The organism is Neobacillus niacini (genome assembly GCF_030817695.1).
Classification (GTDB): domain Bacteria; phylum Bacillota; class Bacilli; order Bacillales; family Cytobacillaceae; genus Neobacillus; species Neobacillus niacini_F.
Map to the genome: position 1 here is coordinate 2,895,505 of NZ_JAUSZQ010000002.1, position 15,478 is coordinate 2,910,982.

Here is a 15,478-nt window from a genome sequence, read left to right on the forward strand (position 1 = left end):
TGACATAAATTTTGATATACTAGGTTTTTTCATGCAAAGTTTTCATTACGGAGTAAAATGATCATTATATATTGGTTAGTTGACCATGTACTAGGTCTTTATCTAATTCACGTACTCGATCATAAGACTGTAATAATTGATCAGGGACCAATGTTCTCCCATATACCCAAGCATTCGTTTCTATTTGAATTGTAAGCTTTTCTATTTCATGGTCTTCACCATACTTTAAAATCCTCAAATCATGTTTGTTTTTCTTAAAATCCAAATAATATCCAATCACATGATAAAGTATAATTTTAACAAAGTTTTCATCTGACTCTTTAATGCTAATTTTATTTATATAACCGTTAACTTGTAGATAATTAAATTTTATCGTGTTTGTCGAAACGTTATAACTCATAGGTACAGTAAGTTTATTGTTAATTTCATAGTTAATATCTAATTTGTGCTGGTCTAAAGTTTCTTCAATGATTTTCTCAATATTCCTGATATAAAGCATTATTCTAACACTTCCCTTTAACTGACAATATATGTTTTTTATTATCTGAACGTTCCCTATAATGATTCTATTTTACAAATAGGAATTAAAACTATAAAGCTATAATACCAAAATTTAATAAACTCAGAATAAAACAAATCTAGATACCTATTTAATCACTGACGAATTGAGGAAAAATCCCTATGCATAAAAAAAGCGTCCTGCACCTAGGATGAACATTCATCTAGACCGGTGTGGGAAAAAGCGAGTGTAAATAATAAAAGATCTATAGAAATCAGATTCACATAAGGGAGAGGCAATGTTTCAAGAAAGTGAGTATTTCAAAGAAAAGTCAAAGAAACGATATAAAATAGAGGCTAAAAATAGCAAATTAAAACGCCGGCACGGGTATATGTTTCATTATCCTCGGGTCTATTTGGCATGGAATTACATGGCGCTATGGCCATTCACAGTAAATCTTAAGAGAATACTAAAACTCCTGGGGTAGATATTAGGAGTTTTGATGCTAAATTAAGAAAAAACCAACCTTTTCTCCCGGAATTTTGGAAGTCTGGTCGGTTTTTTATTTGTGCGGACTGTATAGAAAATCAAAAATCGACAGATTTTCAGTGCCCTCCGTTAAAGCAGCGGGGGACTGACCCCCAATTTTATTTACCCATGGCCACCAAAAACATCGATAGTGCCGGGAAGTAAGTGATGATTAATAGGTCAACGACCATGACGACAATGAATGGTACAATCGATCGGACCAGTTTATCATAGGAAATGTCGGCGATGCCTTTTACTACAAAGAGATCTAACCCTACTGGCGGTGTGATTAGGCCAATGGACAAATTAACGACCATAATAAGCCCAAAGAAAATCGGATCAATTCCTGCTGCTATAGCAATTGGCAACAATAGTGGTGTTAATATGGTGATAGCAGCAGATGCGTTCAAGAAGCAGCCTGCGATAAAGAAGATGACCGTGAACATAAGCAAGATGAGATAACGATTATCAGAAAAGCCCGTTACTAGGTTAACAAGGTGCTGCGGGATTTGTTCTGCTGTTAACAGCCAGCCAAATAGATTAGCAGCCGCGATTATAAATACAACCATCCCAGTCATTTTTCCTGCTTTAATAAAAGCTTCAGGAATATCCTTCCAATCCATATCCTTATAGACAAATTTATTAATAATAAAAGCATAGGCGGCAGCTACCGCACCAGCCTCCGTCGGAGTAAAAATACCTCCCCTTATTCCAAAGATGATAATTAATGGAAGAATCAAAGCCAATATTCCTTCAAAAAAGGTCTTTTTGAATGAGGAGAATTCAAACTTCGTGTTCTCTTGAGAATAGTTATTCTTCTTTGTCAGCCAATAGTTTAACATCATAATCGATAAACCAATTAAGATTCCAGGGACAATCCCGGCCGTAAACAAATCCCCAATCGAAACACCTGCGGTTACTCCGTAAACAATCATGGGAATCGATGGCGGAATGACGACTGCAATGGTTCCTGCACTCGCTACCGTAGCAGCAGCAAATCCTATATCATACCCTTTTTTCTCCATCATTGGGATCATCATCTTACCGACAGCCGCCGTATCCGCTGCACCTGATCCAGAAATCCCAGCGAAGAACATACATGTTAACGTCGACACCTGTGCTAAACCGGCACGCAGCCAGCCGACCGATGCAAAAGCAAATCCCGCAATCTTTTGTCCCATGCTGCCAGACATCATAAATTCACCCGTCAGCATAAAAAAGGGAATGGCTAGAAGCGGAAATGAATCTACAGAGGTTAATAATCTTTGAGGAACGACTTCTAATGGAACATAGTAGATGCTAGACAAAAAGCCGGAAATGGATGCTAATATTAAAGAAATTGCAATAGGAACACCAAGAAACATCAGTAAAAACAGTACAACCAGGACAATAACTGCAATTGTCATTCGTATTCCTCCTTCTTTATCATAATTGAAGATTCTCTTTTGGGGCTTCTACCTGACCAATCTCAGCCTTTTTCTCTTTTGCCGCTTCTACCTGACTAATCTCAGCCTTTTCCTCTTTTCCGTGTACCAAATCAAGGATTGTAACAAAAGAATGAAGAAGACAGATGAGCGAACAAACTAGTACGGAGCTATATATCAAGGTCATATTCAGTCCCAAGGAAGGGGATATTTGTTGACTGGTAAATTTTAAGATGCTCCAGCCATAAAAGATCAAAAATAGAAAGACAGCGGAGTTGATGACTTCAATGAGGACTTGCAGCTTACCTTTGAACTTTTCAGGCAAATAATGAAGTAAAATTTCAACCTGTGCATGTTCCTTGCTCTTATAGACAATACCGATTCCTAAAAAAACAATCCAGACAAACATATAGCGAATGAGCTCTTCTGCCCAGCTTAAATTAAATACGGAAAAGTCAACCATTGGAAGCATTTTTTGTACGATGGAACTCTGTAAAACGAACCGGGAAAATACTTGATATACAGTAGCCATGAAAGCAATAACGAAAAAGAAGATTAAGAGAAATTGACTGGCTTTATTAACCTTTTTACTCAGTTCCGTCATAAACCCTTTCATTGAATGCACCTCCAAATGCTTATTTTAAGCTTTCTATTTTTTTCAGCAGTTCTTTTCCAATTGAGCCTTCAAACTCTTTGTATACTGGTTTAACAGCTTCTCTAAAGGAGTCTAAGTCAGGGTTTTCCTCTATTTGAATATCTGAATTTCGCAGTTCCTCAAGCAGCTTTTTCTCATCCTCTAAAGCTACCATTCTTTCATATTGAATCGCTTCTTTGGAAGCTTTTGAGATCACCTTTTGCAGATCCTTTGGCAGTGTGTCATAGGTTGTTTTACTCATAATAAAAACAGCTGCATCATAATTATGAGCGGATAACGTCAGATACTTTTGAACTTCATTAAATTTGTTCAAGTAAATCTGCGCAAGCGGGTTTTCCTGGCCATCTACTACATGCTGCTCCAGCGCTGTATAAAGTTCCCCAAACGGTACGGGAACAGGAGTGGATTTTAGTGACTTAACAAACGAAATATAAGGTGGTGATTCCTGGACCCTTATTTTCATCTTTGCTGCATCTTGAGCCGTTTTAATTGGCCTTACATTATTGGTCATATGTCTCCAGCCGTTTTCCATAAACCCTAAACTCATTAAACCCCGATTGTCCAAATCACCTCCGAGTTCCTCACCGATTTCCCCATCGAGAACCTTAAATGCATGCTCCCGGCTTTCAAATAAATAGGGTAAATTCAGTACATTAAACTTCGGGGCAAAATTAGTTACCGGAGCAACAGAACCTATGTGAAAGTGAATCGAGCCGATTTGGGCTCCCTCGATCTGGTCCCGCCCGTTTCCTAACTGGCTGCTAGGGAAAATATCAATTCTCATTCTGCCTTTTGATTCTTTCTCCACAAGCTCTTTAAACTTTAAAGCTCCCTTATGATAAGGATGAGTTTCTGTCTGTAAATGTCCGAGCCTTAAAACATACTCTGCCTCTGTTCCTTTACTCGTTGTTGTACTAGACGTACTGGAACAGCCGGTAATCATGAATAAACAGGTTAACACTATCAGAATGAAGAAAGAAGTTCTTTTCATTTCCTAACCTCCCTGTCAAATTTGTAAACCCTTTCATTTTTTTAAAAATACATGTTTATCTGTAAATAGTATGTACTCCTCCTCTCGGATTCTGGTTCAGTGACCCAACCACTAAACTAATTATATTTCAATTTTCAAAAAAATCAAACATATTTTTTCCAATAAAAAATATTTATTGCTTAGTAACAATAAAAATGTTTTAATGAAAGTACACTGGTTGGGTCACCTAACCAATATTTTTTTTATTAATCCTTTAGTGATATAACCCATTTACATGATATGTACACAATGTTTAAATAGGGATGAGAGCAACTAGTATAAATTTACTATATTTATTAAAAGATAAGTGCGCTTCTATTTAACGGAGGGGGCAGTGATAACATGGAATTTAATAGAAAAGGAATTTCTGAGCAAGTCGCAGACAGTATTAAGAAAAAAATCCAATCTGGAGAATACAAAGCAGGGGAACGAATTCCAGGAGAAAGAGAGATGGGGATTGAGCTTTCCGTAAGCAGAAATACGGTGAGGGAGGCTTATAAAATTCTCGAGGCATATGGATTTTTACAAGTGAAACATGGAACGGGTGTATTTGTTGCCTCACCCGAACATCAGATTCAAAAGATGACGGAAGCATTCTTTGGCTCAACTGAAAAGATCAAGGACTTTTTCTCTGTCCGGAAAATCCTCGAAGATTGGACAGTAAAGTGGGCAACCGAAAACATGAATATTGATCAATTTACCGAGTTAGAACAAATTGTAAATGAAGCAAACGAAATCGTCAAAGGAAAAATTGATTATAAGAGGCTAGGAGAGCTGGACCATAGATTTCATTTCACCATGGCAAAGAACTCAAATAATGAGGTCTTAAGCGCGATTATGAATTATTTAATCGATTTATTGTCAGAGTCACGGAATCAATCCATTCAAATTCCCGGCCGAGCCTTACAATCCGTTCAAGAACATACGAAAATTTTACAAGCAATCAAACAAAAAGATCTAGAGTTAGCGCAGCAATGTATGAAGGAGCACCTAGAAAGCGTAGAACGTTCCATTACCGAAAATGCTGTAATTGAACCATAAGTAAGAAGGCTGTTCTGCTGGATTGTGGGAACAGCCTTCTTATTTTTGGCTTTTTTCTAAAAAATTGTTCCTATTTTTGGATTCGCTGATAAAACTCCTCAATTCGCTGATAAAGAATATTTTTACACTCCTATTTGACCTTATAAAGGTTTAAACTTTGTAAAAAACAACAATGTTTACGAAACAGCCTTTATTTTATATCGTTTCCAAAGATAGAGGCTTTGGAAATGGGACGTTATACTCTTCCCCCAGCCTAATGAGTTCCTCTTCCACATTGGACGATAATTCAATTCCTGTTAACTGGCGATGCTCCCTGTCTCTCTTTCTTCTTTCCCCTGGGTATCTTATTTCATTCGTTCCTGGCGCCTTCGGAACCTCCTTCATTTCTGTTAACAGATGTTCCAGCGATCCGAAAAAGGTGGAAAGATGCATAAACTTTTCGATATCTAACAATAGAAAGAAATGCCCGACATTAGCGTTTTCGGTTTCCGCTTCCTTATATATATTTTTCACATATGGACCAAAAGCGGCTCCGGTCAGTATCCCCGTTAAGATTTCTACGGCTAAAGCTAAAGCAGATCCCTTCGCTCCACCTAATGGCAAGACAGAGCCCCTTAATGCCGCTTCCGCATCATTGGTAGGAAGACCGTCTTCGTCAATAGCCCAACCATTAGGAATGGAATTCCCCTGCTTTTGTGCTAAAATAATTTTCCCCCTGGCGACAATGCTGGTAGACAAGTCAATGATTACTGGCCGATCATTCCCAGTTGGAAAACCAAAGGCAATGGGATTTGTTCCAAAAAAAGCATTTTTGCCTCCCCACGGAGCGATTCCTGGCGGAGAATTGGTGAAGCCGATACAGGCGAGGTTTTGCTCACAGGCCAGCTGACAAAAATAAGAGGCTGTTCCAAAATGATTGCTATTTTTAATCGCAATGGCAGTAATTCCGCTTTGTTTAGCCATTTCTGTTCCTTTTACGATAGCCTGATAACTAACTACATGGCCAAGGCCATTATCTCCATCAACAAGTAAAACGGAGGGTGTCTGCTCCGTTAATTTGATATCTGGATTCACATTAATTCGATGGTCATTGAACCGTTTGACGTAGATGGTAAGACGGCTGATACCGTGGCTGTCCACACCCTCAAGGTTTGCCTTAACTAATGAATCAGCAACTACAAAGGCATTCTCTTGGTTCATTCCCACGCTTATTAGCAGGTCTTCACAAAAACTCTTAAGATTACATTCACTGTAGGTTCCCATTCGTAAACTCCTCTACGTTAATTTCGTATAAATAAAAACAGCCCAAAAAGGAACTCCCTACGCATAACTATGTGTAGGGAGAAGAGAATTAAGCACTGCGATATAGCTTTGTCATGACAAATTCACGATGACCTAATGCCTCTGCACAAGTAAGACGACCATTGACCGTACGGCAAATCATTTCCATTAATTGATCCCCTGCTTGTTCCAGAGAGATATTACGTGAAAGCAAACCTTGAACGTCCACATCGATATGTTCACTCATTGTGGCAGCAGTGATTGGATTAGCCGTAATCTTCACTACCGGTTCGATTGGGTTACCAATAATATTACCTTGGCCAGTAGGGAATAGGTGAAGAACAGCTCCCCCTGCTGCCATTAAGGTGATACATTCCGCTGCCGCAGAAGACGTGTCCATGAAATAAAGCCCAGGTCCATTTTCAGGTTTGTCGGCAGGGTCCAGGACGCCAACAACTTCCTTCGAGCCTGTTTTTGCTATGTTCCCCAAGGCTTTTTCTTCAATCGTGGATAAACCGCCGGCAATATTCCCTTGAGTTGGCTGGGATCCTAATAAATCTACACCTTTAGATGCAATTTCACCCACATAATCTTCATAGATGGCCAGGAATCTCTCACGCAGTTCTGGTGTCGCCATCCGCTCGCTGATTAAGTGTTCACCGCCTGTTAGCTCAGAGGTTTCCCCAAAGAACACAGTCGCACCAGCATCAACTAAACGATCAACTGCCTGAGAGACAGTTGGGCAAGAGCCCATGCCGGTCGTCGTATCGGATTCACCACATTTAATGCTTATGGTTAAATCTTTTAATTCAATTGGTTGCCTTTGAAGTTCAGTGGCCCATTGTACATATTCCTTGGCCTTCCAGGATGCCGCACGAATCGTTTCAAAATCACCATTTCCTTCGATAGAGAAATAGGATACTGGTTTACCAGTTTCTGCAATACCATCAGCAATCTTCTTCGCCCAATTTTGTTCAATCCCGATAACAATAACGGCAGCAACGTTTGGGTTAGATCCCGTTCCGATCATCGTTCTGAAATGTAAATCCAAGTCTGGTCCATACTGTAGTCTGCCATATGCATGCGGAAGAGCTAAAGTTCCTTGAACTTGCCTTGCAACAGCTTCACAAGCTGCATTAGAAATATCATCTACCGGTAAAATAATCACATGATTCCGAATGCCAACCTTACCATTTTCCCTGCGATATCCAAAAAGCTGTTGACCCATCTTCTACCACCTCGCCGTTTTAATATTGTGGGTATGAACGTAATCGCCAATTTCCCACTTTTCTGTTGTTAAACCAATTTGAACACCATACTTTAAAACTGGTTCTCCTGCTTCTAAATTGACTAAGGAGATTTTGTGGCCTAAAGGAATATCCCCTTTAGCCAGTACGACTACATCGGAATTATCATCCATATAAATCCCGATTACTTTTTCTCCTTTTTGAATGGGAGTAGTAGCAACACCTACATGATCTCCGCGATGATGGATTAAAAACTTATGAGTGCTTACATTTCCGACTGTCTCTGGCTGATTTTCAGTGAGAATACTTGTTTGACTATTGATACTCATTTGAAAGCCTCCTTTTGGTTGAGTGACCCAACCAATTTATATATCCTTATTAAACCACCTAAGAACTGGATAGTCAACAATAATATTTTAATTTTCTAAATATTTTGTTTAAACAACGCATAAGGAACGTTCTCCATTTAGTATTTTCACTACTTCCTTTGCAACTAATAACGAGGTTCTGATCTGAGATTCATCGGTGAGCCCTGCAATATGAGGTGTGATCGTCGCCGTTTCGCAGGATAAGAGTTGATTAGTTTGTGAGATAGGTTCTACTTCAAGGACATCTAAAAAAGCCCCGGCAATGGTTTGGCTTTTCAATGCGGCCGCCAGTGCATTTTCATTAATGATGCCTCCTCTAGAGGTATTAATGATATACGCCGACGGTTTCATTTTCCTTAATTCGAATTCGGAGATTAAATGATGCGTCTGAGGTGTTAATGGAACATGAAAGGAAATGAAGTCGGACTTCGTTAATACGTCTTCTAAAGACTCTATCAGCTGGATTCCTGTTTCGGAAACAATGTGGTCATACTCCGTGATAAATGGATCATAGCCAATGACCTTCATACCAAAAGCAAGTGCCCGCTTTGCTACACGATGGGAGATTTCACCTAATCCAACTAAACCAAGTGATTTATTTGAGATCTCTCCACCCGTAAACTTCTTACGGTTCCAATATCCTGCCCTTATATCAGCATTCGCTTTATGCAGAGGCCGATTCGCACTTAACATGGCCGACAGAACATATTCCGCAACAGATGTGGCATTCGCATGTCGCCCATAAACCACTTGAATCCCTCTTTTTTTCGCCGCTGCTATATCAATGTTATCCATTCCCACACCCAAGCGGCCGACTACCTTCAAGCGGGTTCCGGCATTTAGTAGTTCTTGATCCACCTTTGTTTGATTCCTAACAATAATCGCATCATAATCTTTAACCAGATTGACCAGCTTCACGCGATTGTTCCATAGGCTCTCATCATAATTCACTTCATACCCTTGGCGTAGCAGTTCCTCAATTCCTTCATTCCAAATTAATTCTGTTATCAAGGCTTTCATAAAAAAACTTCCCTCCTTTTTTGGCTCAGTGACCCAACCACATAACTATATTAAATCACCCTCTGCAAGTTTGGTCAATAGATTCTTGATGCATGGTAAGGGGGCATTTCTATCATTTTTCAGGTGAAGCGCAAGCACCTCCCTCTCACATCCACTTCATACCCCTTCAATCACCCAAGTAGTCCCGTAATGTTTCAATAAATTGTTGTAAGGCTTTTGTTTGATAAGGGGAAGACGTTAAAATAGAGAAGTTACGTTTAAACGGCAATCCTTCCACGTCGACGATTTCCAAAAATCCATACATCAGCTCTTTTTTTATCGCCCATTGGGAAAGCAGACTGATCCCCAGGCCGGCTTCAACCGATTCCTTGATGACCTGTGTACTTCCGAACTCCATTATTTTCTTAGGGGTAAAATTAAAGTGTTGAAAGAGATGTTCGGCAGCTTCCCTTGTTCCTGACCCCTTCTCTCGTAAAATCCATGTCTCCTTCCCCAACTCCGATATTTTTCTCTTACTTTGCTCTTTTAGCAAAGGATGAAGCGGTGAAGCGACAATGACCATTTTATCTTCAGAAACAATTTCTACATTGGGTATTTTTTCGTTAATTTGCCCTTCTACGATACCGATGTCTAATTGGTGGGTTTGGACAAGGTCGATGATTTCTTTTGTATTGTGAATCTGAATCGTCGGTGTAATGAGCGGGTATTTTGCCTGCAGCCTTGCGATAATGTGTGGCAAGATATATTCCCCAAACGTGTAGCTCGCACCGATCGCAATGGGGCCGCTCGCTTTGTTGGTGAGGTCATCGATTAAATATTGCATATTGGAATAGAGAGCAAGAATCTCTTTTGCATGATGAAAGACAATTTCGCCTGCCTTATTGAGGCGGACAAATTTATTACTCCGTTCCAAGAGCCGGGCTCCAACAGATTCCTCCAGGACTTTGATGTATTGGCTGACCGCCGGCTGGGTCATGTGAAGATCTTCTGCAGCCTTTGAAAAATTCCCCTTTTCTACTACCTTTACAAACACCTCTAAATAGTGATCCATGTTACCCCCCTGATTTTATGTATATCAATTTACTTATCATAACTATTATATATTATTATTTTCCTTATCTACAAAACGAGAGTAGGATGAAAGTACAAATAAGTGGTGGGGTGATTGAATGAGTAGTCAATCAGCGAGAGCATTATCTTCACACGACATAGCCGAACAACAGCAAAAAAAGCCGGAGCCGAAATCTAAAGCGGGTTTATGGATAGGCGGTATCGCTTTTACCATTGTCTTTGCGGTTGCAGGATTTGCCCTTTCAGCAATACCCGGTTTTAACCGAGTCGGACCCATGGCCTGTGCGATTATCCTGGCCATCATCTACCGGCAAATTTTTGGATATCCTGAAAAAATACGAGCAGGAATCCAATTTTCAGCGAAATATTTCTTACGGTTTGCGATTGTCTTATATGGACTTAAACTGAATGTCGATGTGATTCTGAACCAAGGCTTGTGGCTTGTGCTCCGTGATACCGGCGTGATCGTGTTTGCAATTCTCGCTACCGTTTGGCTGGGTAAACGATTGAAAGCGGATTCATCTTTATCTTTGCTACTGGGAGTTGGAACAGGAGTATGTGGGGCAGCTGCAATTGCAGCGGTAGCACCCATCATCAAAGCCAAAGAGGAGGATACGGCGATTGGGGTCGGAATCATCGCTCTTGTTGGCACCATTTTTTCCATCATCTATACGATTATCCGTCCACTTCTTCCCTTGTCTGCTATTGATTACGGGATCTGGAGTGGCAGCAGCCTTCATGAAATTGCCCATGTAGCTTTAGCAGGTGCGCCTGCAGGTCCGGATGGTTTAGCAATGGCACTGCTGGCCAAGCTGGGACGCGTTCTGCTGCTTGTTCCACTATGTTTTATTTTAATGTATTGGATGAAACGGAAGAGTGCAGATGCGGCCGGAGAAACAAAAGTTGATTTTCCTTGGTTTTTGGTTGGATTCATTCTAATGAGCTTGTTCGGGAGTTATGCTGTAGGCACATGGGTCCCTGTACCAGCTATAGTTCTAGACGGAATCTCTACCGCAACCACCTTCATACTCACATCAGCCATGGTTGGATTAGGCCTAAACGTAAGCCTTCATGACCTCCGAACAAAAGCCCTAAGACCGCTCATGGCCATGCTCATCACATCTATTCTTCTATCGATTATTACCTTTATTATACTATAAGAAAAAGGGGGCAGTCCCCCGCTGCTTTAACGGAGGCCACTGAAAAAGTCCCTTAAACAATAAGACAAAAACTCTCATATTTTTCGAGGGTTTTTGTCTTTTTGTTTATAATTAGTGTATCTAATTTATAGAGGCTAAAATAGCGAATTAAAACACCGGTACGGGTATAAGGTTTCATTATCCTGGGGTCTAGTTGGCATGGAATTACAAGGTGCCATGGCTATATTCACAGTAAATCAAGTGAATACTAAAATTCCTAGGGTAAGGTATTAGGAGTTTCGGGGCTAAATTTAAGAAAAAACCGACCTTTTCTTCCGGAATTTTGGAAGTCTGGTCGGTTTTTTATTTGTTGGACTGTACAGAAAATCAAAAATCGACAGGTTTTCAGTGCACTCCAAGATATTTTTTAAAACTATGTAATAACTAACGACATTTCTATGTAACTTGTAGAAATGCCGTCACTTATTTTACTTTATTCTTGTGTTATTCCTCTTAAACCTGTTCTACAAATATATTTCTTACATTAATTTTGAAGTTTCAAGCTACTTAACAAAGTTGAGCTTTATTTTGCTGAACCTTTTGTTTCATTCACCGAGGTTATTTCTTACACGGCTATTAACTACACAAACCTCCCAATAACCAAGGACGATGTCGATAGGGACCAATCGGAATTTGAATTAAGCTTGTTTTTCCTTGTGGTTCCAACCTGTAAATTTCATCACACAGGTTGGAATCATATCCGAGGAGCGGGTGCCCTCCCATTCCACTGGCTCCTGCCGATAAGAGTAATCGTTGCACGAGCATACCTGCCTCCATTTGTTGAATTCGATATCCTCTGTATCCGAGTGTAGTTTTATAGTAATCCTTAACTCCTGTGACATGGAAGCAGAGAGGTACTTGGAGCAAATTTACATTATATAATGACATACCCGATTGCAGTAGGAGTCGATTATCTCCGAAATGGACCTGGCGTAATGCATGAGTCGTGCTGTCATATTGATACGCACCATTAGGAAATCCTTCAACATTATACAAACAGACATTCAGTGAGACACGTGGCCCGTGCTTCTGATGCGCAGCTTCCAAATCATTTCGATACAAAAAGGAATCCGTTGCATCGTGTAGCAGATTTGCCAGTTCAACTTGACTTACCTTTCCCAAAATGAAATCAATATCTGGAGAAAATCGGTTTCGACAAACAGCTCCCAGATCATACGACAGCCTCTCCGCATGTGGAAGAGCTATAGCTTGACCATCACTAATCACATTTTTCTTCTCCTCAATCAACGGAAACTTTGTTGTAGAATCCAACATGGACAATTCATTTAACTTGGTTAACATCGGATACTCTTTAATCCTTTGTGACCGGACGTAGTGATTCGGCTCAATCGATTTCAATTCTTGGCACAACTGTGCTGAAGATACCATTCTGTCCATCTCTATCCCATTGGCTGACCAAATGGTTGGTTCCACCGATAACGGGATGACTGCATATACGCTCTCCTCTTGTTCAGATAATCCAAGCAAATGATTCATTGCGCGATCAAGAAATTGGAAGTATACCCCAGATTCAAAGCCAAACCGTTTCGATACTTCCAATAACTGTCCCATCAACACACCTGCATCCAATCCCTGCAGTCGGTAGGCAAAGTTATTGTATTTGAAAAAGTTTTTCCAAAACATTGTCGATACAAAAACCGTCACAAAACATGCAGAAATGTCACATCGATTACCAAGAGCCCTGGCAATATAGGAATCAAAATTTCCTTCTCGCAGCAATACTAAGCAATGGTGTGCCACATCATAATGGTATACCCCTATTGGCAAATCCTTGATTTTTAAATAAACGTATAATTCGTTTGGATACAGTGCTCCACCCGAAGGAGCAAACCTTCTGTTCGATTGCATGACGTCTGAATTGTCTGTGGAATCCAAACTAAAGACAGATTGACTAATTTGAGTAAGGCCGTAAACATACCAGAGAAAATGCCCGATTATACGCAGGTCAGGCATGAAGGGTTGCTTCAGTTCTTCAAGTGTGAGTGGTACTTCTAGGGATAATGGAACCACAGGCAATCCGCGGTATAGTTTATAAGGAAGTGGTTTATCCTCCCAATCTACTTCCCAATTTGGGATGCTTGCCTTCTCAATATCAAAATGCAAATTGTGCAGAAACTCATCTAGAATCATACTAATCCTCCTAGTGACTGCTTATGGAAACGGATGAGGATGTGGATTGAGCTGTTCGGCTGTCAGCGGTTCCTTTGTATATCCTAGTTCCATAGGTACCTTAAACACCCTCTCCAGCCCTGTTACGCGAGTTAGGTGATGTCCGAATGTCATCGGCAGCATCCCCGGTATAAGCACTTTTACACAATAGAGTCCGTTTCGAATTGTTTCTGGTGTCGTCTGGTCAACTACAATCACATCGAGGTTTTTTCGACGAAAAACTTGAAGAATATCCTGAAGATCCTCGGTAAGATCTAAATGTCTTGATTTCCACTGTAATTCCTCGTTAAAGGATCGCAATGGGCGATTTTCGTCAAGCAAAAACTGCAGGCGCTCTTCTGCTTGCGGCAAACCGTACAGCATTCCATGGTCATCCATTTGTTGCACTAAGGAAGAATCATGCAACATTCGTACATACTCCTCCTGGTTCTTCTCTAATTTCTCATCCAATGACAGCATCATGCCAGCTAACTCGTGAACTGCCGTTTTCACCGCCCGTACTGGGTCCAAATGAGATCCGGCTGCACAGATAAGGTTCATTCCTTTTTCCTTTCTGTTTTTCGCTATGGCCAAAATACTTGGAATTCCGTGCTCCATTGTAGAATTATATAAATATAGGTCATATCCCGCGACCGCACGCATCCGTTCAATCATTAACAGCAGCTCTTGGTCTTCAATGGAGTTAGGTTCAATACGCGGGAGGGACAACTGCGCGTACCAAGTCATCAGGAACGAATCACGTTCCACCACTTCCAAAATACCGTAGAAAATAGCCTCTTCTAGACTTCCGCCCAATGCGCATCCATTGGAAGTTTCATAGACAAACCCTCGTGATCCGCAGCCCAAGCTATAATAGGCCAGCAGCTCTGGAACCAGAATCGGACGCTCTTGCAAAAACGAATATCCCCATACCCAATCAATCGAGCGATCTGGATCAAATTCTGTAAATGGAAAACCAGGTCTCTCATACTGTTCTTTGGCGTGTACACCAACCTCAATCGGATTGAGTGCTTGATTTTTCAAATGGTTATAACTGTCATGGACCACTGTCTTTTTACCACGTGGCTCAAGGCCACAGTACCGCTCCAATCCTTCTAAAATGGCCGTTAATTCACTTACCGCGAAGGAGTTAGTCCGACCAGCTGTTCCCTCATCCCCATCGAACAAAGGCAAATTAACACTTACATCAGCAAAAGTGTGCACGAGGTTAACCATTTTATTATTCAAAAGGCCTGTTCGAGGATCAAGATAGTCCTTTATGAGAACCTTATTCAGGTCATCTAACGAACGGCTTCGAAAACTGTCGTTGGTAACCTTCGGACTTTGCTGCAGAGAAATTCGAGCCATGGCTGGTGAATCTTCAGGTAATTGACTACAAACTTGACACAAGGGGACGGGCAAAAACCTGTGCCAGGAACTCTTCAATGTTTTCAGATTGATAAAACATACCTTTCCTTTAGATTGGGCCTGATTACCTTGGATAATTCTTTGGACCTCCGCCACGATCAGGTGAGCCAAGTGTAAGAGACCTGTACGTGTTGCCCAAGGTTCCTGCTGCATTCCTCCTGTTAACTCCAACCTCTTTTGTATTTCCCACATCTCTTTCCGGTCGTGTCCTGTCATAAGACGCCTCATATCCGTACATTGAGAACACCCTGGCATACCCGGTCGAACAAGCGGTCCTATGACGCCCTCTCCAAATGAAACAAAACCTCTCAGCCAGGGAGTATTGGTTCGATGAAACATCTCTTCTGCTTTTTGATGAACTGAGGGATTCCATGCATCATGTAAAACCAGTGCCAAATCAATACTTCCCGGTACGATTGCCCCAAAATCGGTTTGGCGAAATACCATGTATTGAGATGAAAGTTCCTCACACATGTGGTCTGCCAGCAGCCCTTCTCCTACAACCAACATGACAGCAC

Annotated in this window: 13 protein-coding genes and 1 pseudogene; 3 read left to right on the plus strand and 11 right to left on the minus strand. The window is 40.9% G+C overall.

Going from position 1 to position 15,478, the window contains the following annotated elements; all coding sequences use genetic code 11:
- Positions 1 to 64 precede the first annotated feature (64 nt).
- The gene (locus QFZ28_RS14895) at positions 65 to 499 is read right to left on the minus strand and encodes a hypothetical protein (RefSeq protein ID WP_307195354.1); all 435 of its coding nucleotides are present in this window, start codon (positions 497 to 499) and stop codon (positions 65 to 67) included.
- Between the two features lie 271 nt (positions 500 to 770).
- Between QFZ28_RS14895 and QFZ28_RS14900 the strand changes: the two are divergent.
- A pseudogene (locus tag QFZ28_RS14900) lies at positions 771 to 986 on the plus strand (IS5/IS1182 family transposase); the annotation flags it as partial.
- A gap of 160 nt (positions 987 to 1,146) precedes the next feature.
- Here QFZ28_RS14900 and QFZ28_RS14905 read toward each other — a convergent pair.
- The 3 genes from QFZ28_RS14905 to QFZ28_RS14915 are packed head-to-tail and all read right to left on the minus strand — an operon-like array spanning position 1,147 to position 4,097.
- Positions 1,147 to 2,433, minus strand: coding sequence for a TRAP transporter large permease (locus QFZ28_RS14905; protein ID WP_307195355.1), 1,287 nt, complete (start codon positions 2,431 to 2,433; stop codon positions 1,147 to 1,149).
- 19 nt (positions 2,434 to 2,452) lie between these two features.
- On the minus strand, positions 2,453 to 3,067 hold the full coding sequence (locus QFZ28_RS14910; protein WP_307195356.1) for a TRAP transporter small permease: 615 nt from the start codon (positions 3,065 to 3,067) through the stop codon (positions 2,453 to 2,455).
- Between the two features lie 19 nt (positions 3,068 to 3,086).
- Complete coding sequence (locus QFZ28_RS14915; RefSeq protein WP_307195357.1) at positions 3,087 to 4,097, minus strand: TRAP transporter substrate-binding protein; 1,011 nt, start codon at positions 4,095 to 4,097, stop codon at positions 3,087 to 3,089.
- Positions 4,098 to 4,478: 381 nt separating this feature from the next.
- On the opposite strand from QFZ28_RS14915, the gene QFZ28_RS14920 reads away from it, so the two are divergent.
- Entirely contained in the window at positions 4,479 to 5,177 is a 699-nt protein-coding gene (locus tag QFZ28_RS14920; RefSeq protein WP_307195358.1) for a FadR/GntR family transcriptional regulator, read from the plus strand.
- A 195-nt stretch (positions 5,178 to 5,372) separates the two neighbouring features.
- Here the strand turns inward: QFZ28_RS14920 and QFZ28_RS14925 are convergent, their stop codons facing one another.
- The 5 genes from QFZ28_RS14925 to QFZ28_RS14945 all read right to left on the minus strand — a co-directional run bounded on the left by QFZ28_RS14925 (position 5,373) and on the right by QFZ28_RS14945 (position 10,144).
- Positions 5,373 to 6,440, minus strand: a complete 1,068-nt coding sequence (locus tag QFZ28_RS14925; RefSeq protein WP_307195359.1) for an Ldh family oxidoreductase — start codon at positions 6,438 to 6,440, stop codon at positions 5,373 to 5,375.
- Between the two features lie 88 nt (positions 6,441 to 6,528).
- Complete coding sequence (locus tag QFZ28_RS14930; RefSeq protein ID WP_307195360.1) at positions 6,529 to 7,686, minus strand: UxaA family hydrolase; 1,158 nt, start codon at positions 7,684 to 7,686, stop codon at positions 6,529 to 6,531.
- A gap of 3 nt (positions 7,687 to 7,689) precedes the next feature.
- On the minus strand, positions 7,690 to 8,034 hold the full coding sequence (locus QFZ28_RS14935) for a UxaA family hydrolase (RefSeq protein WP_307195361.1): 345 nt from the start codon (positions 8,032 to 8,034) through the stop codon (positions 7,690 to 7,692).
- A gap of 108 nt (positions 8,035 to 8,142) precedes the next feature.
- Entirely contained in the window at positions 8,143 to 9,093 is a 951-nt protein-coding gene (locus QFZ28_RS14940; RefSeq protein WP_307195362.1) for a hydroxyacid dehydrogenase, read from the minus strand.
- Between the two features lie 166 nt (positions 9,094 to 9,259).
- The gene (locus QFZ28_RS14945) at positions 9,260 to 10,144 is read right to left on the minus strand and encodes a LysR family transcriptional regulator (protein WP_307195363.1); all 885 of its coding nucleotides are present in this window, start codon (positions 10,142 to 10,144) and stop codon (positions 9,260 to 9,262) included.
- 118 nt (positions 10,145 to 10,262) lie between these two features.
- On the opposite strand from QFZ28_RS14945, the gene QFZ28_RS14950 reads away from it, so the two are divergent.
- Entirely contained in the window at positions 10,263 to 11,324 is a 1,062-nt protein-coding gene (locus QFZ28_RS14950) for a YeiH family protein (protein WP_307195364.1), read from the plus strand.
- A gap of 615 nt (positions 11,325 to 11,939) precedes the next feature.
- Here the strand turns inward: QFZ28_RS14950 and QFZ28_RS14955 are convergent.
- Positions 11,940 to 13,514, minus strand: coding sequence for a SagB family peptide dehydrogenase (locus tag QFZ28_RS14955; protein ID WP_307195365.1), 1,575 nt, complete (start codon positions 13,512 to 13,514; stop codon positions 11,940 to 11,942).
- Between the two features lie 21 nt (positions 13,515 to 13,535).
- Positions 13,536 to 15,470 carry a TOMM precursor leader peptide-binding protein gene (locus tag QFZ28_RS14960; RefSeq protein WP_373428138.1) on the minus strand — a complete coding sequence of 645 codons (1,935 nt, stop codon included), beginning with the start codon at positions 15,468 to 15,470 and terminating at the stop codon, positions 13,536 to 13,538.
- Positions 15,471 to 15,478: the final 8 nt, after the last annotated feature.